The following is an 18,326-nucleotide window of genomic DNA, read 5'->3' as shown; positions in this document are numbered from 1 at the left end:
GGCGGCGGCGCGCTCCCGGAGGGCCCGGGGCTACCGTGGGCGCCATGGACAAGTCCCTGGTCCGGCCCCGCTCGCTCGTCCGTGAGGCCGCCTCGCTGCGGGCCGGTGTGCCGACCCCGGCCGTCCACGTCGACCGGCTCTGCGCCCGGATCGAGCAGGTGGACCCGCTGATCCACGCCTTCGTCCCCGAACCGGGCCGGGCCGACCGGCTGCAGGCCGAGGCCCGGGCGCTGGTCGCCCGCCATCCCGACCCGGCGCAGGCGCCGCCGCTGTACGGGGTGGCCGTCGGGATCAAGGACACCGTGCACGTCGACGGCCTTCCCACGCACGGGGGTTCGCTGCTGCCCCCGGGTGTCCTGGCCGGGCCGCAGGCCACCGTGGTGGACCGGCTGCGGGCGGCCGGCGCGCTGGTCGCCGGCAAGACCGTGACCGCCGAGTTCGCGGGCAGCGCGCCCGGCCGGACCCGCAATCCGCACCGCCCCGAACACACCCCGGGCGGCTCCAGCAGCGGTTCGGCGGCGGCGGTCGCGGCCGGACTGGTGCCGCTGGCGATCGGCACCCAGACGATCGGCTCCGTGGTCCGCCCGGCCGCCTACTGCGGTGTGGTGGGCTTCCGGCCGACCTTCGGGAGGATCCCGACGGCGGGCGTGCTCCCGAACGCGCCGAGCTTCGACACCGTGGGCCTGTTCACCGCCGATCTGGCGGGCGCCGCGCTGGCCGCCCCGCTGCTGTGCGACGACTGGGACCACGAGGCCGGGCCGGACGACGGGGCGGGCGGAGGGGCGTGGGCGGACGGGGCGCCCGTGCTCGGCGTCCCGGTGGGCCCGTACCTGGACCGGGCCGGACCGGAGGCGCGACAGGCGTTCGACCGGCAGCTGGCGCTGCTGGCCGCCCGCGGGCTGACGGTCCGCAGGCTCGATCTGCTGCCCGACTTCGAGGAGTTGGAGCGGCAGGCGCAGACGGTCAACCGCTTCGAGATGGCGGCGAGCCACACCGACTGGTTCGCCCGCTTCGGCGACCTCTACCGGCCGGAGACGGCGGCGAGCATCCGGCACGGGCGGACCGTCGACCCGGCCGACCGGGCGGCCGCGCTGCGTGCCCGGACGGCCTTCCGGGAGCGGCTCGCCGAACGTCGGCAGCGGGCCGGGGTGGACCTGCTGCTGGCGCCCTCGGCGACCGGCCCGGCCCCGCTCGGGCTGGACAGCACCGGCAGCGCGGTGATGTCACTGCCGTGGAGCTTCGCCGGACTGCCCGCGCTCAGCCTGCCGGCCGGGGTGACGGCGGCGGGGCTGCCGCTCGGCCTCCAGGTGGTCGGCGAGGCCGGGGCGGACGAGCGGCTGCTGGCGCTGGCTGCCGTCCTGGAGCGGGTGCTGGACGGCGCCTGAGGCGGGACCGGGTGCGCCCCGGGGTGATGGGCGCCGGGCCTCAGGCGGTGAACGCGGGCCCGTCCGGGTCGGTGGCGTCCGAGCGCAGCCGGCGCAGCACGGCGCGGTGGGCCCGGTCGTACGGGGTGTCGTCGTCGAACAGCAGGGCCTGCGGGTTGGCGTTCTCCAGCAGGGCGATCAGGGTGAAGGCGATGTCCTCCGGGTCGGCGTCGGGCCGCAGTTCGCCGGTGTCGAGGGCCTCGGTGACCAGGCCGAGCACGGTGGCGTGCCACTCCCGCCAGTTGGCGGCGAGGACGTCGCGCAGCGGGCCGGGCCGGGCGTCGTACTCGGCGTTCACCTCGTAGAAGAAGCAGCCGCCGGGGAAGACCCGGGCGCGCGAGTAGGCCAGCCAGGACTCGCAGAGCAGCCGGACCTTGCGCAGGCCGGGGGGCTCGTCGCGGACCGGTGCGAGCACCGCGTCGGCGAAGATCCGCCGGGCGGCCCGGACGGTGGCGAGCTGGAGCTCCTCCTTGGAGCCGAAGCCGGCGAAGACCCCGCTCTTGCTCAGGCCGAGGTCGGTGGCGAGCCGGCCGATCGACAGCGAGTCCAGCCCTTCGACCGAGGCGATCGCGACGGCCCGGCCCAGGACCGTCCGCCGGGTCTCCTCGCCGCGTTGCACCCGTCCGTCCGTGGTCGATGCGGCCACCGTTCACCCCAGTCCTCCGGCCGTTCCCCGGCCTTTCCGTCCGTGGGGCCAGGGTAGCGGGGAGCGTCCTCCGATCTGAAAACAGCACGAACGGTCGTGCTAATATCTCGCCCAGTTCGGCTCTCTTGCCCCTCGGCACCCACAGGAGTTCCGCATGGACCCCGCCGTCGCACTGATCCGCACCACCCTGAACACCGCCTCGCTGGCCGCCCCCCGGCTCGCCGGTCGCGCCGCCTTCGAGCTCTACCGCCACCCCCTGCGCCGCAGCCGGCTCCGCCCCGGCGAGCGCGAGGTCCACGACCGGGCCGTCACCGGGACGCTCCGGCACGGGGACGTGCGGGTGGTCGTCCACCGCTGGGGCGACGGCGCCCGGCCCGTCCTGCTGATGCACGGCTGGCGCTCCCGTGCCTCCCGCTTCGCGCACCTGGTGCCCCGGCTGCGCGAGCTCGGCCTGACCGCGGTCGGCTACGACGCCCCCGGGCACGGCGACTCCGGCGGGCGCAGGGCCACCGTGCTGGACCACCGGACCGTCGCCCTGCGGCTCCAGGAGCAGTACGGCGGCTTCGAGGCGGTGGTCGCCCACTCGCTGGGCGTCAACGCGGCCTTCCTGGCACTGCGCGAGGGCCTGCGGGCGGAGCGGCTGGTCGCCTTCTCCGGCGCCTCCGAGCTCTCCTGGCTGCCGACCGCGTTCTGCGAGCGGCTGGGCCTGAACGCCACCGTGGAGCGGGAGCTGCGCCGCCGGGAGGCGAGCGGCGCGATGTTCCCCGGGGTGGCGGACATCCGCACCCACTTCGACGCCGCCCGCGAGCCCGGGGAGATCGACCTCCCGATCCTGGTCGCGCACGACGAGGAGGACGACGTGGTCCCGTTCTCGCACGCCCACCGGCTCCGGGCGGCGTACGGGGAGCGGCTGGAACTGCTGGCCACCCGGGGCCTCGGTCACCGCCGGATCCTCGGCGAGCCGACCGTGCTGGACCAGGTGACGGGCTTCCTGGCCGCCGGGGCCGACTCCGGGGCGGGCCCCGGCCGCCGGGTCGCGGACGGACCGGGGACGACGGTGGGCGCGGTATGAAACTCCTCGAACTGCACACCCGTTCCCTGGAGTTGGCCGCCGCCGTGGTGGACACCGTGCAGCCGGAGCAGCTGGTGCTGGCGACACCGTGCGCGGGCTGGCCGCTGCGGCGGCTGCTGGAGCACGCGGTGGGCCAGCACCGGGGCTTCGCCGCGGCCGCCCTCGGGGCCGGGGCGGACCTCGCGCGCTGGCGCGACGTCCCGGTCCAGGGCGACCCGGCGGGCGCGTTCCGGCGGTCGGCGGAGCAGCTGACCGCCGCGCTCGCCACCGCCGGCGCGGCGGCGGAGCCCGCCCCGCTCCACCTGCCGGAGATCGGCGACGGCGGGCCGTTCCCGCTCGACCGGGCGGTCGGCTTCCATCTGCTGGACACCCTGGTGCACGCCTGGGACGCGGCGGCCGCGCTGGGCTCGCCGGCCCGGCTGGTGGCGGCGGTCGAGGCCGAACCGCCGCTGGTCGGGGCGCTGCTCACGGTGGCCGGGGCGGTCCCGGCCACCGCCGGGGCGCGGGGGCCCGGGCGGGCGTTCGCGGCCGTCCGGGCGGCGCCGGACGGGACCGGGCCGTTCGCCCGCGCGCTCGCCCTGCTGGGCCGCGACCCGTCCTGGTCGGCGGCCGCCCGGTCCGATCCGGAAGGTGCCGGCCGGACAGACTTTGCAAAGTCCCGATAGGACTTTGCAAAGTGGCCACTTTGCAAAGAGCGGCTGTCAGTCGCCGCGCTTCTCGTCCGGGAAGCGCGGTCCGCCGATCAGGAACAGCAGGGTGGCGGTCGGAAAGCCGATCGTCGCGACCAACAGCACGATGAACTGCCAGAACATCTCTCGCTCCTCGCCCTCGTCAGCGCCGGGGGCGAGGATCCCCCGAAGGTGATCCCAAACCCGGACGGCCCCGATCGGCCGAAATGTCCACTCGTGCTCCGACGGTATGGCCGGATCACCCGCGCTGCCACCGGGAGCGTGCGGCGCGGCGCGTGCACGGGTCTGGGCGCGCGGCGCACCCGGCGCGCACACTGTCGGGATGCAGGTACAGCTCGCAGGGGAAGCACGGCGGCCCGACCGCGAGAGCGAGGACTTCGCGGCGGCCACCTCCGAGGCACTCGTCCTCCTCGACGGTTCGAGTTCGCCGACCGGCCTGGAGTCCGGGTGCCGCCACGGCACCGCCTGGTACGTCCGCAGACTCGGGGTCCACCTGCTGGCCCGGCTCACCGACCGCCCGGACCGCTCGATCGCCGAGTGCCTGGCCGACGCCATCGCGGAGACGGCCGCCCTGCACGGCGGCCGCTGCGACCTCGCCCACCCCAACACGCCCGCCGCGATGGTGGTCGCCGCCCGTCGGCACGGCGCCTCGCTGGAGTACCTGGTGCTCGGTGACTCGCTGCTGGTGCTGGAACCGGCGGACGGCCCGCCCCGGGTGATCGGCGACAACCAGCGCTTCCCCGGCGGGGAGGAGCTGCGCCGGCAGGTCTGGTCGACGGTGCCCGGCTCCGCCGAACGGGCCGCCCTGCACCTGGAGTACACGCTGGCCGTCCGCGCCGTCCGGAACTCCGGCACCGGCCCCTGGATCGCCGCCGCCAGCCCCAGGGCCGCCGCCCACGCCGAGACCGGCTTCGTCCCGCTGGCCGGACTGCGCGCGGTGGCCGCCCTCTCCGACGGCGCGGCCCGCTTCACCGACCGCTTCGGCCTCGGCAGCTGGGGCGACGCCCTGCGCCTGCTCGGCGAGTCCGGCCCGGCCGAACTGATCGCCCAGGTCCGCGCCGTCGAACGCACCGACGCCACCTGCGAACGCTGGCCCCGCGGCAAGGCCCACGACGACGCCTCGGCCCTCTACGCGCTGCTGTAGGGCCCGTCCGCGGGCAACGCACAAGGGGAGTGGCGGAGCCGGGAACCCGGCTCCGCCACTCCCCTTGTACGCGTGCTCAGTGGCCGTCGGCGGGGATGGTTCCCAGGCGGCCGGCCTGGAAGTCCTCCATGGCCTGCTGGAGCTCGCGGTGGCTGTTCATGACGAACGGGCCGTAGTGGGCGACGGGCTCCCGGATGGGGAGGCCGCCGAGGAGGACGACCTCGAAGTTGCTGTCGCGGGAGTCCTGCTTGCCGTCGGCGCGCAGGGTGATCGAGCCGCCGTCGCCGAAGACCACGGCCTGGCCCCGGTGGAAGGGGCGGTGCTCGGTGCCGGCCGTGCCGCTGCCGGCCAGGCCGTAGGCGAGGGCGTTGAAGTCGGGGCGCCAGGGCAGGGTGAGCTGGGCGCCGGGGCTGATCGAGGCGTGGATCATGGTGATCGGGGTGTGGGTGCTGCCGGGGCCCTGGTGGCCGTCCAGGTCGCCGGCGATGACGCGGAGCAGGGCGCCGCCGTCCTCGGTGCTGAGGAGCTTGACGCTGCCGCCGCGGATGTCCTGGTACTTGGGGGCGATCATCTTGTCCGCGGCGGGCAGGTTCACCCACAGCTGGAGGCCGTGGAACAGGCCGCCGGAGCGCACCAGCGACTCGGGCGGGGTCTCGATGTGCAGCAGGCCGGAGCCGGCCGTCATCCACTGGGTGTCGCCGTCGGTGATGGTGCCGCCGCCGCCGTGCGAGTCCCGGTGGATGAAGGTCCCGTCGATGATGTAGGTGACCGTCTCGAAGCCGCGGTGCGGGTGCCAGGGGGTCCCCTTGGGCTCGCCGGCCGCGTAGTCCACCTCGCCCATCTGGTCCATCATGATGAACGGGTCGAGGTACTTGGTGTTGATCTTGGCGAAGGCGCGGCGGACCGGGAAGCCCTCGCCCTCGAAGCCCTCGGGAGCGGTGGCCACCGTGAGGACCGGCCGGGCGCTCGTGACGGCGGGGTCCGGGGTGGTGACGCGCGGGAGGGTCAGCGGGTTGTCGACGGTCACGGCGGGCATGTCGGCCTCCTTCGGGGGATGTTCCTCTGGCCTACGTCCACGAGATTAGTTCAATCCTCAACTAGAAGCAAGTTGAATTTTGAACCAAGTGAGTACGGGTGGCCGGACGGCGGGGCCGGGCGGCCCCCGGCCCATCGTCGGTCAGCCGTACATCCGGCGCATCGTGAAGTCGACCATCTGCTCGACCGCCTTGGCGTCGAACACCATCCGGTGCTCGCCCTCCATGTCCAGCGCGAAGCCGTAGCCGGTCGGCAGCAGGTCGAGGACCTCGGCGCCGCTCACGGTGAAGTACTTGGACTCCTTGCCCGCGTACCGCCGCAGCTCCTTGAGCGAGCTGAACATCGGGATCACCGGCGTCGGCGTGTTGTGCAGCGCCAGGAAGCCCGGCCGGTCACCGCGCGGGCAGTGCACCTTGGAGGTGATGAAGATGGCCTGGAAGTCCTCCACCGCCATCGAGCCGGTGGTGAAGGCCCGGACGGCGTCCGCCAGGGACGGCGGCGAGGGCTCCGGGTAGAGGGACTGCTGCGCCCCCGGTGGCTGCTCGCCGTACGGGCCGGGGCCGGGGCCGGGCATGCCGTTCATGCCCGGCTGCGGCCCCGCCTGCTGGTAGGGGTCGCCCGGGTATGCGTTCTGGTCATAGCCGTACACACGGACAGGCTATCGGGAGCGCGGCCACCCGTGCGGGCGTCGATCCTGACAAGGAGTGGCCGTCCCGGCTTGTGGGACGTGACCACGTTCATAGCGGAATCCACGAGGGATTCACCGGCTGGGGCTTGAAACAAGTTACCGCTGGGTAGCATCATGAGGCCTACTGGTGGGTACGGGGCGCCCGAACGCGGCGGTCTCCCGGAAGCGACGAACCGGAGAAAACGGCCATGGGTCACTACAAGTCCAACCTGCGGGACGTGGAGTTCAACCTCTTCGAGGTGTTCGGCCGCGAGCAGGTGTACGGCACCGGACCGTTCGCGGACATGGACGTCGAGACCGCGAAGAACATCCTGAGCGAGATCGCGCGCCTGGCCGAGAACGACCTCGCCGCGTCCTTCATCGACACCGACCGCAACCCGCCGGTGTTCGACCCCGAGACCAACACCGCGCCCGTCCCGGCCGCGTTCAGGAAGAGCTACCAGGCGTACATGGACGCCGAGTGGTGGCGCCTGGGCATCCCGGAGTCGATCGGCGGCCAGGTCACCCCGAGCTCGCTGATCTGGGCCTTCGCGGAGCAGATCCTCGGCTCCAACCCGGCCGTCTGGATGTACTCCTCCGGCCCGGCCTTCGCCGGCGTCGTCGCCGAGGAGGGCACCGAGGAGCAGCTCAAGGTCGCCCAGCGGATGACCGACCGCCTGTGGGGCTCCACCATGGTCCTGACCGAGCCGGACGCCGGCTCGGACGTGGGCGCCGGTCGCACCAAGGCGATCAAGCAGGAGGACGGCTCCTGGCACATCGAGGGTGTGAAGCGCTTCATCACCTCGGGCGAGCACGACATGTCCGAGAACATCATCCACCTGGTGCTGGCCCGCCCCGAGGGCGGCAAGCCGGGCACCAAGGGCCTGGGCCTGTTCATCGTCCCCAAGTTCGACTTCGACTGGGAGACCGGCGAGCTGGGCGAGCGCAACGGCGCCTACGCCACCAACGTCGAGCACAAGATGGGCCTCAAGGCCTCGAACACCTGCGAGATGACCTTCGGCGCCAAGCACCCGGCCAAGGGCTGGCTGCTGGGCGAGAAGGTCGACGGCATCCGCCAGATGTTCAAGATCATCGAGTTCGCCCGGATGATGGTCGGCACGAAGGCCATCGCCACCCTCTCCACCGGCTACCTGAACGCGCTGGAGTACGCCAAGGAGCGCGTGCAGGGCGCCGACATCTCGCAGTTCCTGGACAAGACCGCCCCGCGCGTCACCATCACCCACCACCCGGACGTCCGCCGCTCGCTGCTGACCCAGAAGGCGTACGCCGAGGGCATGCGCGCCCTGGTGCTCTACACCGCGTCCGTCCAGGACGACATGATGGCCGCCAAGCTGCGCGGCGAGCACGACGCCGCCGCCGAGCGCCTCAACGACCTGCTCCTGCCGATCGTCAAGGGCTACGGCTCGGAGAAGTCCTACGAGCAGCTCGCCCAGTCCCTGCAGACCTTCGGTGGCTCCGGCTACCTGCAGGAGTACCCGATCGAGCAGTACATCCGGGACGCCAAGATCGACACCCTCTACGAGGGCACCACGGCCATCCAGGGCCAGGACTTCTTCTTCCGCAAGATCGTCAAGGACGGCGGCCAGGCGCTCACCGCACTGTCCGAGCAGATCCAGAAGTTCCTCGGCTCCGCCGAGGGCGGCGACGCCCTGGCCGCCGAGCGCGAGCTGCTCGCCAAGGCCGCCGGCGACCTGGAGGCCGTCGTCGGCAAGCTGCTCGCCGACCTCTCCTCGGTCGAGCAGGACGTCAAGAACATGTACAAGGTGGGCCTCAACACCACCCGCCTGCTGATGATCTCCGGCGACGTCGTGGTCGGCTGGCTGCTGCTGCGCCAGGCCGCGGTGGCCCTGGCCAAGCTGGAGTCCGGCGCCTCCGAGAAGGACGTGCCGTTCTACCAGGGCAAGGTCGCGGCCGCCCGCTTCTTCGCCAAGAACATCCTGCCGACGGTCGCCTCGCAGCGCCTGATCGCCGAGGGCATCGACAACGAGATCATGGACCTGGCGGAGGGGGCGTTCTGACGCCGCCCGCACCGACTGCCTGACCCACCCTCGCACCGAAGGGCCCGGTCCTCGACCGGGCCCTTCGGTGTACCCGCGACCGGGTCCTCCGGCGGTCCCGGGGGTGGTCCGGCAGGGCGCTCCGAGGGGCCCGGCCGGCGCCCGAGAAGGGCCCGGCGGGCCGTCAGATCCCGTCAGTTCACGTTTCTGTCTGCGTTCTGCATCCGTTGGGATGCTCCGAGTGTCATGTCCGTGTACGGGCATATGCTCAAGGTGCGAAGCCGATTCCCATTCGGCCTCGGCCCTCCCTCGACCCAGGAGCAGCATGTCGACCGCCGCCCGCCAGGCCTTCTTCGACCGGACGCACACCGATGACCTGATCGCCTTCCTCGGCACCTCGCCATCGCCCTACCACGCGGTCGCGAGCGCCGCCGAGCGGCTGGAGAAAGCCGGTTTCCGGCAGGTACTGGAAACGGACGCCTGGGACGGTGTGGCCGGCGGCCGGTACGTCGTCCGCGGCGGCGCGCTGATCGCCTGGTACGTGCCGGCCGGCGCGGGCCCGGAGACACCGTTCCGCGTGGTGGGCACCCATACCGACTCGCCCAACCTGAGGGTCAAGCCGATCCCCGACACCGGGACGGCCGGCTGGCGGCAGGTCGCGGTGGAGATCTACGGCGGTGTCCCGCTCAACACCTGGCTCGACCGGGACCTCGGCCTCTCCGGGCGGATCACCCTGCGCGACGGCAGCCGGCGGCTGGTCCAGCTGGACGAGCCGCTGCTGCGCGTGCCGCAGCTGGCGATCCACCTGGACCGCCAGGTCAACGAGGGCATGAAGCTCGACAAGCAGCGCCACCTGACGCCCATCTGGGGCCTCGGGCCGGTCGACGAGGGCGCGCTGATCGAGTACGTCGCCGAGCGCGCCGGGGTCGACCCGGCCGAGGTGAGCGGCTGGGACCTCATGACCCACGACGTCCAGCCCGCCTCGTACCTGGGCCGGGACCGCGAGCTGCTGGCCGGTCCGCGCCTGGACAACCTGCTCTCCGTGCACGCCGCCACCGCCGCGCTCGCCGCCGTGGCCACCGCGGCCGAGACCGAGGGCGCGGCCCTGCCGTACATCCCGGTGCTGGCCGCCTTCGACCACGAGGAGACCGGCAGCGAGTCGGACACCGGCGCGCAGAGCCCGCTGCTCGGCAACGTCCTGGAGCGCAGCGTGTACGCGCGCGGCGGCGGCCTGGAGGACCGGGCCCGGGCGCTGGCCGGCACCGTCTGCCTGTCCTCCGACATGGGCCACGCCGTCCACCCGAACTACAGCGAGCGGCACGAGCCGGGCCACCACCCGATGCCGAACGGCGGTCCGATCCTCAAGGTCAACGTCAACAACCGGTACGCCACCGACGGCGTCGGCCGGGCGGTGTTCACCGCGGCCTGCGAGAAGGCCGGCGTGCCGTGGCAGACCTTCGTCTCCAACAACGCCATGCCCTGCGGGACGACGATCGGCCCGATCACCGCGGCCCGCCTCGGCATCCAGACCGTGGACTGCGGCATCGCCGCGCTGTCCATGCACTCGGCGCGCGAGCTGTGCGGCGCGGAGGACCCGTACCTGCTGGCGAGCGCGATCAAGGCGTTCCTGGAGGGCTGAGCCCCTCCCCCCGGCACGCGGAAGGGCCCGGCGAGCGCGTGCTCGCCGGGCCCTTCCGCGTCCGCGCGGGTCGTGGCGCGGACTTCCGCGCGCGGGTCGTGGCGCGGGCCCTCAGGCGCGGGTCACTCCATGCCCGCCAGCACCAGCGGCAGCCGGCGCGCGCCGTCGGCGGTGAGCCGTACCGGCACGCCCCAGTCCTGCTGGTGGACGTGGCAGGCCGGGTACTCGATCGCCGGATCGTCGTCGCAGGAGGCGGCCATCGCCGAGACGTGCAGCACGCCCTCGGTCACCTCGGCGGAGAGCACCAGCTCACGGGAGAGCGCGGAGTCCGCGCCCGCCCCGGAGACCAGCAGCTCGGGCGGGGTGGCGCTGACCAGCAGCCGGGTGGACGGGCCGTAGCGCTCGTCCAGCTTCTGGCCGGTCGGCGCCCGGAACACCACGTCCAGCTGGAGGACGCCGGGCGCCACCTCGGTCGCGGCCCGCCGGGTGCGGTGCGCCACCGCCTCCACCCGGACCGCCTCCTCGGGCAGCCGCAGCCTGGTCAGCCGGTGCCGGGCGGACTCGACCACCACGATGTCCTGGTCCACCAGCACCGCGCCGGAGGGCTCGCGCAGATCGGTGGCCAGCGTGCTGACCTCGCCGCTCGCCGGGTCGTAGCGGCGCAGCGCGTGGTTGTAGGTGTCGCTGACGGCCACCGAGCCGTCCGGCAGCACGGTGACGCCCAGCGGGTGCTGGAGCAGCGCCTGCTCGGCCGCGCCGTCCCGGTGCCCGAAGTCGAACAGGCCGGTGCCGACGGCGCTGTGCACCTCCTTGGTTTCACGTGAAACCCAGCGCAGCGAGGAGGTCTCGGAGTCCGCGACCCAGAGCCGCTCGCCGTCCGCCGACACCGCCAGGCCGGAGGGCTGGGCGAACCAGGCCTCGGCGGCGGGGCCGTCGACCAGGCCCTCGTTGGTGGTGCCGGCCGCGACGCCGACCGTGCCGGCGGCCGGGTCGTACGCCCACAGCTGGTGCACGCCGGCCATCGCGATCCAGACCCGGCCGTCGAACCAGGCGACGTCCCACGGCGAGGAGAGGTCGACCTCGCGGGCCGCGCCCTCGGTCGCCGAGCCCTGCCACCACTGCCGACCGGTGCCGGCCAGGGTGGTCACCTCGCCGTCGGCGAGCCGGACGCCGCGCAGCGCGTGGTTGACGGTGTCGGCGACGATCACGTCGTACGCGGAGCCGGCCGGGAGCAGCGCGAGCCCCTGCGGCTCGCTGAACCGTGGGGCGGTGCCGTCCACCAGGCCGCGCACGCCGTCGCCGATCCGGCGGACCACGGTCTCGCCGTCCGCCTCCAGCTCGACCAGCGAGTGGTGCCCGGAGTCGGCCACCAGGAAGTTGCCGTTCGGCAGCCGGAGCGCCTTGCCCGGGAACTTGAGGTCCCCGGCGGTCGGCTCGGGCGCCACGTACGGGCCGTCGCCGCGCCGCAGCGTCCCCTTCGCCGCGTGCTCCGCCTCCAGCTCCTCGACCAGCCGGGCGATCGCGTGCGCGTGCCCCTCGCCGGCGTGCTGGGCGACCACGTACCCCTCGGGGTCGATCACCACCAGCGTCGGCCAGGCCCGCACCGCGTACTGCTTCCAGGTGACCAGCTCCGGGTCGTCCAGCACCGGGTGGTGCACCTCGTACCGCTCGACCGCGTCCACCACGGCCTGGTGGTCGGCCTCGTGCACGAACTTGGGGGAGTGCACGCCGACGATCACCACGGTGTCGCGGTGCTTCTCCTCCAGCTCCCGCAACTCGTCGAGGACGTGAAGACAGTTGATGCAGCAGAAGGTCCAGAAGTCCAGGACGGTGATCTTGCCCCGGAAGTCGGCGAGCGTGAGCTCCTTGCCACCGGTGTTGAGCCAACCGCCTGCCCCGACCAGCTCGGGGGCGCGTACACGTGCACGGGATGCCATGAGCCAATCAAACAGCACCGCCGCCGTCCGCATTCCGGTGCGTCCGAGGATTCAGACGATGAGGTGCGGGAGGAAGCGGGCGCCCTGGTGGGTGATCGGGCTGTCGTCGGTCTCGCGGATGCCGAGGCCGGCGGCCTCGCCGTCGACGACCCAGGTGCCGAGCACCGGGCGGTTGCCGTCGAAGTCGGGCAGCGGGTGCAGCTGCTGGTAGCAGTGGCCCTCGGCGCCGTAGCGGTCCGGGTCGCCGGCCCAGTCGGCGAGCCGGGTCTCCCGGCCGCCCGGTTCGACGATCCGCACGCCCGCGCCCTCCCGGCCGAGCAGCGGCTTGGCGGCGTAGCCGGGGCCGTCCGGGTCCGCGAGCTCGCGCGGGCCGTCCAGGTAGGCGGGCAGCAGGTTGGGGTGCCCCGGGTACAGCTCCCAGAGGACGGCCAGCAGCGCCTTGTTGGAGAGCAGCATCTTCCAGGCCGGCTCGATCCACAGCGTGGAGCCGGTGGAGCCGCCGAGGTCGACGACGTCCAGCAGCTGCTCGCCGAACTCGTCGGCGACCAGCCACTCCCACGGGTAGAGCTTGAACGCGGAGCGGACGAAGCGGTGCTCCAGGTCGACGAAGCGGCCGGACAGGCCGTCCCAGCCGATGTCCTCGATGGCGATGCCGACCGTTTCGAGGCCCGCCTGCTCGGCGCACTCCTGGAGGTAGAGGGTGGTCATCCAGTCCTCGCCCTCGGTGTCGCCGCGCGAGTGCGCGAAGTGCACCGGACCGGACGGCAGCAGGTGCTTCTGCCGGGCCCAGGCGGCCACCAGCCGCTCGTGCAGCGAGTTCCACTGGTCGGCGTGCGGGAACCGCTCCTCCATCCAGAACCACTGCGGGCCGGCCGCCTCGATCAGCGAGGTCGGGGTGTCGGCGTTGTACTCGAACAGCTTCGCCGGGCCGGTGCCGTCGTACGCGAGGTCGAACCGCCCGTAGAGGGAGGGCTGCTCGTCCCGGCGGTGCCAGGACTCGGTGACGGCGGCGGCGAGCCGGGGGTCGGTGATGCCGTACTCGGCGAACCGGCCGGTGCGCACCACGTGGGCGGCGGCGGCCAGCGACATCGTGTGCAGCTCCTCGACCACCTCCTCCAGCGCCTCCACCTCGGGCAGCGAGAACTCGTAGTACGCGGACTCGTCCCAGTAGGCGTGCGGGCCGCCCTGGTTGCAGGGGTCCGAGCACATCGCGTAGATCAGGCCCTGGCCCTCGACGGTGGTCAGCCAGTCCGGGCGGGGTTCGACGGTACGGCGGCGCACGGCGGATCAGCCCCCGCCGGAGCCGCTGGAGCCGGCCGGGCAGCCGAAGCCGCCGCGCTTGGTGGCGGCCTTGTCGAAGGTGCCGCCGACGGCATTGGTGGCACCGGAACCGCAGTAGTACCAGCGGCCGGCGGTGGCTCCGGCGGCCTTGCCGCCGGAGCAGGAGTGGCTGTCGAGGACCTTGAGGGTGGTCGGGTCGACGCAGCGGCTCGGCGGGTTGCCGCCGGAGGAGGACGAGCAGCCGGAGAGCGCGAGCGCGAGGGTGCCGACCATGCCCAGGGCGACGAAGCCGGAGCGGCGGCGGGTGCCGGGGCCGGCCGGGGTGCCGGGGCCGGCCGGGGTGCCGGGCCCGGCGGAGCCTGCGGTGTCCGGTCTCGGGGCGGGGCTGTCGGGCGGCGGCTGCGTCATGGCGACCGATGGTACGCGTGGGCCGCGACGGTACGGGAGGGACCCCGGTTCCCCGGCCCGGTCCGGCCCCGATGCGTTATCTTTTGCCGATCCTTGACCGCGGGACCGGCCCCCACGCGGGCGGCCCGGTCCACGAGGAGCGACCTGAGACACGGACCCGGGGGGCTGGACAACCCATGAACGACATCCTGCACGGACTCGGCGCGGCGGCGGCCTTCGGCGGCGTCGGCGTCGTCCTGCTGCTGCTCGGCATCCTGCTGGTGGACGCCCTCACGCCGGGGCGGCTGGGCCACCAGATCTGGGTGGAGCGCAACCGCAACGCCGCCGTGCTGCTCAGCTCGGCGCTGCTGGGCATCGGCGGCATCGTCTTCACCGCGATCCTCTACACCTACGAGGACTTCGGGAAGGGCCTGGTCTCCACGGGCTGCTTCGGGGTGCTCGGCCTGGTGCTGATGGCCGTCGCGTTCTGGGTGGTGGACGTGCTGACGCCGGGCAAGCTGGGCGCGATCCTGGTCGACCCGGAGCCGCACCCGGCAGTCTGGGTGACCGCCAGCTGCAACCTCGCGGTGGCGGCGATCGTGTCGGCCTCGATCGCCTGAGCTTCCGCGGGGGCGGACGGGTCCGCAGCGCCTTCCGCGGCGCCTTCCGCGGAGCTGGATGCCTCCGCGGCGCCGTCCAGCACGTGCTCCCGGCCCCAGGCGCCCAGCGGGGCCAGCGCCTCGTTGAGCCGCCGCCCGGCCGCCGTGAGGGAGTACTCGACCCGCGGCGGCACCTCGTCGTAGGAGACGCGGTGCACGATGCCGTCCGCCTCCAGCTCGCGCAGATGGGCGGCGAGCACCTTCTCGGTGATCCCGGGGACGTGCCGGCGCAGCTCGCCGAAGCGCAGGCTCGGCCGCTCGCCCAGGGCCCAGAGGATCAGCACCTTCCACTTGCCGCCGATCACGTCCATCGCGGCATCGATCCCGCACACGTACGCGCCGGGCCTCGGTCTGGTCGCCACGTCCTGCCCCCGCCCCTCCGCCGACCTGCTCGCTCACCTCAGGGTAACCACCCACTCCCAAGTGCGTACTTGAGCACCTCCGGGGTGTGCGACGAGCCTGGTCGGCATGACGACGAACGACACCGCAACCCGTCCCGGATCCACCCCTTCCGCAACCACCGCTCCCGCCCCGCTCACCCTGCTCGGCCTCGGCGCGATGGGCGCCGCGCTGGCCGACGCCTGGCTGTCCGCCGGGCACCCGCTCACGGTCTGGAACCGCACCGCCGCCCGCGCCGAACCATTCGCCGCGAAGGGCGCCATCACCGCCGCCACCCCGGCCGCGGCGGTCGCCGCCAACCGGCTGGTGGTGGTCTGCCTGCTGGACGACGAGTCGGTCGGGGAGGCCCTGGCCGGTGTCGACCTGACCGGCAAGGACATCGTCGACCTGGTGACCGGCACCCCCGGCACGGCCCGCGCCCGGGCCGCCTGGGCGGCCGACCGCGGTGCCCGCTACCTGGACGGCGGCATCATGGCCGTCCCGCCGATGATCGGCGTCCCGCAGGCCGGTCCGTACGTGTTCTACAGCGGCTCGCGGGAGCTGTTCGAGGAGCACCGGGAGGTCCTCGCCGTCCCGGCCGGCACCCGCTATGTCGGCGAGGACGCCGGCTTCGCCGCGCTGCACGACGTGGCCCTTTTGAGCGCGATGTACGGGATGTTCGCGGGAGTCGCGCACGCCTTCGCGCTGGTACGGGAGGAGTCGGTCGACCCGGTCGCGTTCGCGCCGCTGCTCTCCTCCTGGCTCACCGCGATGACCGGCTCGGTCGCCACCACGGCGCGGCAGCTGGCGGCGGGGGACTACACCGAGGGCGTCGTCTCCGATCTGGCCATGCAGGTGGCGGGCGTGCCGACCTTCCTGCGCACCGCCGAGGAGCAGGGCGTGAGCGCCGAACTGCTCACGCCCTATTTCGACCTGATGAAGCGTCGCCTGGTGGCCGACGCCCGCCACGGCGCCGAGGACCTCACCGGAGTGGTCGACCTGCTGCGCGGGTGACCGGGGGCTGGCCCCCGGACGCTCCCTCCGGTGCTCAGTCGGCCGCCCGGCGGTCGGCCTCCGGCCGCCGGCGGAGGGCCGGTTCGGTGAGCGCGCGGGGCTGCCAGACCCCGTCCGGGTGGTAGACGTTGGTGCCGGGCGGGACGATCGCGTCGATCCGGTCCAGGGCCGCGTCGTCGAGGACGAGGTCGGCGCCCTTGAGGGCCGCCTCCAGCTGGGGCAGGGTGCGCGGGCCGATGATCGCCGAGGTCACCGCCGGGTGCGCGAGCGGGAAGGCCAGGGCGAGTTCGGGCAGGGTGCGGCCGAGGCCCTCGGCGACGGCGGTCAGCTCCTCGACGGCGTCCAGCTTGGCCTGGTTCACCGGCAGCGCCGGGTCGAACCTGGCCGGCATCAGGGCGGCGCGACCGGTGGCCATGTCGATCGGCCGGTTCTTGCGGTAGCGGCCGGTGAGGAAGCCGGAGGCGAGCGGCGACCAGGTCAGCGCGCCCATGCCGAGCCGCCGCACGGTCGGCAGGACGTCCCGCTCGATGCCGCGCGCGAGCAGCGAGTACGGCGGCTGCTCGGTCCGGAATCGCGGCAGGCCGCGCCGCTCCGCGACGTGGTGGGCCTCGACGAGCTCCTCGGCGGGGAAGGTCGAGCAGCCGAAGGCGAGGATCTTGCCGGCCCGCACCAGGTCGCCGAGCACGGCGAGGGTCTCCTCGATGTCCGTGCCGGGGTCGGGCCGGTGCACCTGGTAGAGGTCGATCCGGTCGGTGCGCAGCCGCCGCAGGCTCTCCTCGACCTCGCGGACGATCCACCGGCGGGAGTTGCCGCTCCGGTTGCGGCCCTCGCCCATCGGGAAGTGCACCTTGGTGGCGAGCACGACGTCGTCGCGGTCGCCGCGGGCCTCCAGGGCCTTGCCGACGATCTCCTCGGACTCGCCCTTCGAGTACATGTCGGCGGTGTCGACGAAGTTGATGCCGGCGTCGAGCGCGGCGTGCACGATCCGGGCGCAGTCGTCGTGGTCGGGGTTGCCGATGGCGCCGAACATCATGGTGCCGAGGCAGTAGGTACTGACCTCGATGCCGGTGCCGCCGAGGACGCGGTAGCGCATGGTGGTTCCTCCTGGTGCAGCCGTCGCGGGCGCGGGGGGTCCGCGCCGAGGTCCGACGTGCCGAGTCGGCCGTGCCGACCTTAGGAGTTGGAGTGCGCTCGAACGCAAGGGGCACTTCACTCCGCAGGGCGAGGGGTGTTGCTGAAACAGCAACGAAAGTTGCCTCCCGGGCGGTGCTCGGCGCAGCCTGGCGGTGGAGGTGATCGCGATGAGCGACACACACAGCGACGTGCGCGTCCGGGCCGCCGAGGGCGGCTACGACGTGGTGGTGGTCGGCGGTGGCGCCGCCGGGCTGAGCGTGGCCCTGGTCCTGGCCCGGGCCTGCCGCCGGGTGGCCGTGGTGGACGCGGGGCAGCCGCGCAACGCCCCGGCCGCGCACCTGCGGGGCTTCCTCACCCGCGACGGCGTGCCGCCGGGGGAGCTGCTGGCGGCGGGCCGGGCCGAGCTGAGGGGCTACGGAGTGGATCTGCTCGACGGCCTGGTGGACCGGATCGTGCCGGTGCCGAACGCCGGTGGCCCCGCCTTCGACGTCCACCCGGCCGACGGCCGAGCTCTGCGGGCCCGCCGGGTGGTGGTCGCCACCGGTCTGCGCGACGGGCTCCCCGAGCTGCCGGGCCTGGCCGAACGCTGGGGCCGCGACGTGCTGCACTGCCCCTACTGCCACGGCTACGAGGTGCGCGACCGGCCGCTCGGCGTGCTCGGCACCGACCCGGGCTCGGTCGGGCAGGCGCTGCTGCTGCGGCAGTGGTCGGCGGACGTGGTCCTGCTCGCGCACACCCTGGACATCTCCGCGGACGACCGGGCCAGGCTCGGCGCCCGGGGCGTCCGGGTGGTCGGGGGCGAGGTCGCGCGGGTGGCCGTCGTCGACGACCGGCTGAACGGCGTCGAACTGGCGGACGGCTCGGCCGTTCCGTGCGAGGCGCTGTTCCTCGCTCCGCACCTGGTGGCCCGGGACGCCCCGCTGTTCGGCCTGGACTGCGACCGGGACGCGCAGGGCTGGGTCGTCACCGACCGGACGGGCCGCACCGGCGTACCCGGGGTGTGGGCGGTGGGCAACCTCGCCGACCCGCGCGCCCAGGTGATCACCGCCGCCGGGGCAGGGTCCGCGGCCGCCATCGCGCTCAACCACGACCTGGTCGACGAGGACACCGAGCGCGCGCTCGCCGCCGTCACCGCCGACAGCACCAGCAGCACCGCCGCCGTCGCCGCACCGGCGCGGTGACCACCCACCTCGAAGGAACGG

Annotated in this window: 16 protein-coding genes and 1 pseudogene; 9 read left to right on the top strand and 8 right to left on the bottom strand. The window is 73.7% G+C overall.

Annotation, left to right across the window (positions count from 1 at the left end; translation table 11 throughout):
* Positions 1-44 precede the first annotated feature (44 nt).
* Positions 45-1,385, top strand: coding sequence for an amidase (locus tag IF01_RS0106380; protein ID WP_030392293.1), 1,341 nt, complete (start codon positions 45-47; stop codon positions 1,383-1,385).
* A 40-nt stretch (positions 1,386-1,425) separates the two neighbouring features.
* Here the strand turns inward: IF01_RS0106380 and IF01_RS0106375 are convergent, their stop codons facing one another.
* Positions 1,426-2,070, bottom strand: a complete 645-nt coding sequence (locus IF01_RS0106375; RefSeq protein ID WP_030392292.1) for a TetR/AcrR family transcriptional regulator — start codon at positions 2,068-2,070, stop codon at positions 1,426-1,428.
* 154 nt (positions 2,071-2,224) lie between these two features.
* Between IF01_RS0106375 and IF01_RS0106370 the strand changes: the two genes are divergently transcribed.
* The 3 genes from IF01_RS0106370 to IF01_RS0106355 all read left to right on the top strand — a co-directional run bounded on the left by IF01_RS0106370 (position 2,225) and on the right by IF01_RS0106355 (position 4,975).
* The gene (locus IF01_RS0106370) at positions 2,225-3,142 is read left to right on the top strand and encodes an alpha/beta hydrolase (RefSeq protein ID WP_063764153.1); all 918 of its coding nucleotides are present in this window, start codon (positions 2,225-2,227) and stop codon (positions 3,140-3,142) included.
* Positions 3,139-3,807, top strand: coding sequence for a TIGR03086 family metal-binding protein (locus IF01_RS0106365; protein ID WP_051754979.1), 669 nt, complete (start codon positions 3,139-3,141; stop codon positions 3,805-3,807). The genes IF01_RS0106370 and IF01_RS0106365 overlap by 4 nt, the downstream gene beginning before the upstream one ends.
* 346 nt (positions 3,808-4,153) lie before the next feature.
* Positions 4,154-4,975: a protein phosphatase 2C domain-containing protein gene (locus IF01_RS0106355; RefSeq protein WP_030392289.1), complete on the top strand. Its 822-nt coding sequence runs from the start codon at positions 4,154-4,156 to the stop codon at positions 4,973-4,975.
* A gap of 76 nt (positions 4,976-5,051) precedes the next feature.
* On the opposite strand, the gene IF01_RS0106350 is transcribed toward IF01_RS0106355, so the two are convergent.
* Positions 5,052-6,011, bottom strand: coding sequence for a pirin family protein (locus IF01_RS0106350; protein ID WP_030392288.1), 960 nt, complete (start codon positions 6,009-6,011; stop codon positions 5,052-5,054).
* A 141-nt stretch (positions 6,012-6,152) separates the two neighbouring features.
* Positions 6,153-6,659, bottom strand: coding sequence for an SseB family protein (locus tag IF01_RS0106345; protein WP_030392287.1), 507 nt, complete (start codon positions 6,657-6,659; stop codon positions 6,153-6,155).
* 227 nt (positions 6,660-6,886) lie between these two features.
* Here IF01_RS0106345 and IF01_RS0106340 point away from each other — a divergent pair, with 227 nt between their 5' ends.
* Together IF01_RS0106340 and IF01_RS0106335 are read left to right on the top strand one after the other, a co-directional pair.
* Positions 6,887-8,716 carry an acyl-CoA dehydrogenase gene (locus IF01_RS0106340; protein WP_030392286.1) on the top strand — a complete coding sequence of 610 codons (1,830 nt, stop codon included), beginning with the start codon at positions 6,887-6,889 and terminating at the stop codon, positions 8,714-8,716.
* Between the two features lie 304 nt (positions 8,717-9,020).
* Positions 9,021-10,334, top strand: a complete 1,314-nt coding sequence (locus IF01_RS0106335) for a M18 family aminopeptidase (RefSeq protein WP_030392285.1) — start codon at positions 9,021-9,023, stop codon at positions 10,332-10,334.
* 122 nt (positions 10,335-10,456) lie between these two features.
* Here IF01_RS0106335 and IF01_RS0106330 read toward each other — a convergent pair whose 3' ends face one another.
* From IF01_RS0106330 to IF01_RS0106320, 3 genes are read right to left on the bottom strand one after another with little or no spacing between them, the layout of a single operon-like run.
* The gene (locus IF01_RS0106330) at positions 10,457-12,271 is read right to left on the bottom strand and encodes an NHL domain-containing thioredoxin family protein (protein WP_030392284.1); all 1,815 of its coding nucleotides are present in this window, start codon (positions 12,269-12,271) and stop codon (positions 10,457-10,459) included.
* 51 nt (positions 12,272-12,322) lie between these two features.
* Positions 12,323-13,552, bottom strand: coding sequence for a glutathionylspermidine synthase family protein (locus IF01_RS0106325; protein WP_030392283.1), 1,230 nt, complete (start codon positions 13,550-13,552; stop codon positions 12,323-12,325).
* 6 nt (positions 13,553-13,558) lie between these two features.
* Positions 13,559-13,960, bottom strand: a complete 402-nt coding sequence (locus IF01_RS0106320) for a hypothetical protein (RefSeq protein ID WP_341845477.1) — start codon at positions 13,958-13,960, stop codon at positions 13,559-13,561.
* Positions 13,961-14,136: 176 nt separating this feature from the next.
* Here IF01_RS0106320 and IF01_RS49720 point away from each other — a divergent pair, with 176 nt between their 5' ends.
* Positions 14,137-14,559, top strand: a complete 423-nt coding sequence (locus tag IF01_RS49720) for a DUF350 domain-containing protein (RefSeq protein ID WP_030392281.1) — start codon at positions 14,137-14,139, stop codon at positions 14,557-14,559.
* Between the two features lie 140 nt (positions 14,560-14,699).
* On the opposite strand, the pseudogene IF01_RS49715 reads toward IF01_RS49720, so the two are convergent.
* Positions 14,700-14,909 (bottom strand): annotated as a pseudogene (locus IF01_RS49715) (winged helix-turn-helix transcriptional regulator); the annotation flags it as partial.
* Between the two features lie 157 nt (positions 14,910-15,066).
* Between IF01_RS49715 and IF01_RS0106305 the strand changes: the two are divergent.
* The gene (locus IF01_RS0106305) at positions 15,067-15,990 is read left to right on the top strand and encodes an NAD(P)-dependent oxidoreductase (protein WP_030392279.1); all 924 of its coding nucleotides are present in this window, start codon (positions 15,067-15,069) and stop codon (positions 15,988-15,990) included.
* A gap of 34 nt (positions 15,991-16,024) precedes the next feature.
* Here the strand turns inward: IF01_RS0106305 and IF01_RS0106300 are convergent, their stop codons facing one another.
* Positions 16,025-17,083 carry an aldo/keto reductase gene (locus IF01_RS0106300; RefSeq protein ID WP_030392278.1) on the bottom strand — a complete coding sequence of 353 codons (1,059 nt, stop codon included), beginning with the start codon at positions 17,081-17,083 and terminating at the stop codon, positions 16,025-16,027.
* 208 nt (positions 17,084-17,291) lie between these two features.
* Between IF01_RS0106300 and IF01_RS0106295 the strand changes: the two genes are divergently transcribed.
* Positions 17,292-18,305, top strand: a complete 1,014-nt coding sequence (locus IF01_RS0106295) for an NAD(P)/FAD-dependent oxidoreductase (RefSeq protein ID WP_037779172.1) — start codon at positions 17,292-17,294, stop codon at positions 18,303-18,305.
* Positions 18,306-18,326 lie beyond the last annotated feature (21 nt).

It is taken from the genome of Kitasatospora purpeofusca (genome assembly GCF_000718025.1).
GTDB classification, from domain to species: Bacteria; Actinomycetota; Actinomycetes; order Streptomycetales; family Streptomycetaceae; genus Kitasatospora; species Kitasatospora purpeofusca.
Note: the sequence above shows the minus strand (reverse complement) of the source record. Positions and strands in the feature narration are given on the sequence as shown.

Coding starts and splice junctions, on each gene's coding strand:
- IF01_RS0106295 (WP_037779172.1), top strand. CDS start 17,292: ATGAGCGACACACACAGCGACGTGCGCGTCCGGGCCGCCGAGGGCGGC.
- IF01_RS0106355 (WP_030392289.1), top strand. CDS start 4,154: ATGCAGGTACAGCTCGCAGGGGAAGCACGGCGGCCCGACCGCGAGAGC.
- IF01_RS0106340 (WP_030392286.1), top strand. CDS start 6,887: ATGGGTCACTACAAGTCCAACCTGCGGGACGTGGAGTTCAACCTCTTC.
- IF01_RS0106320 (WP_341845477.1), bottom strand. CDS start 13,960: ATGACGCAGCCGCCGCCCGACAGCCCCGCCCCGAGACCGGACACCGCA.
- IF01_RS0106305 (WP_030392279.1), top strand. CDS start 15,067: ATGACGACGAACGACACCGCAACCCGTCCCGGATCCACCCCTTCCGCA.
- IF01_RS0106350 (WP_030392288.1), bottom strand. CDS start 6,011: ATGCCCGCCGTGACCGTCGACAACCCGCTGACCCTCCCGCGCGTCACC.
- IF01_RS0106300 (WP_030392278.1), bottom strand. CDS start 17,083: ATGCGCTACCGCGTCCTCGGCGGCACCGGCATCGAGGTCAGTACCTAC.
- IF01_RS0106380 (WP_030392293.1), top strand. CDS start 45: ATGGACAAGTCCCTGGTCCGGCCCCGCTCGCTCGTCCGTGAGGCCGCC.
- IF01_RS0106330 (WP_030392284.1), bottom strand. CDS start 12,271: ATGGCATCCCGTGCACGTGTACGCGCCCCCGAGCTGGTCGGGGCAGGC.
- IF01_RS0106365 (WP_051754979.1), top strand. CDS start 3,139: ATGAAACTCCTCGAACTGCACACCCGTTCCCTGGAGTTGGCCGCCGCC.
- IF01_RS0106370 (WP_063764153.1), top strand. CDS start 2,225: ATGGACCCCGCCGTCGCACTGATCCGCACCACCCTGAACACCGCCTCG.
- IF01_RS0106335 (WP_030392285.1), top strand. CDS start 9,021: ATGTCGACCGCCGCCCGCCAGGCCTTCTTCGACCGGACGCACACCGAT.
- IF01_RS49720 (WP_030392281.1), top strand. CDS start 14,137: ATGAACGACATCCTGCACGGACTCGGCGCGGCGGCGGCCTTCGGCGGC.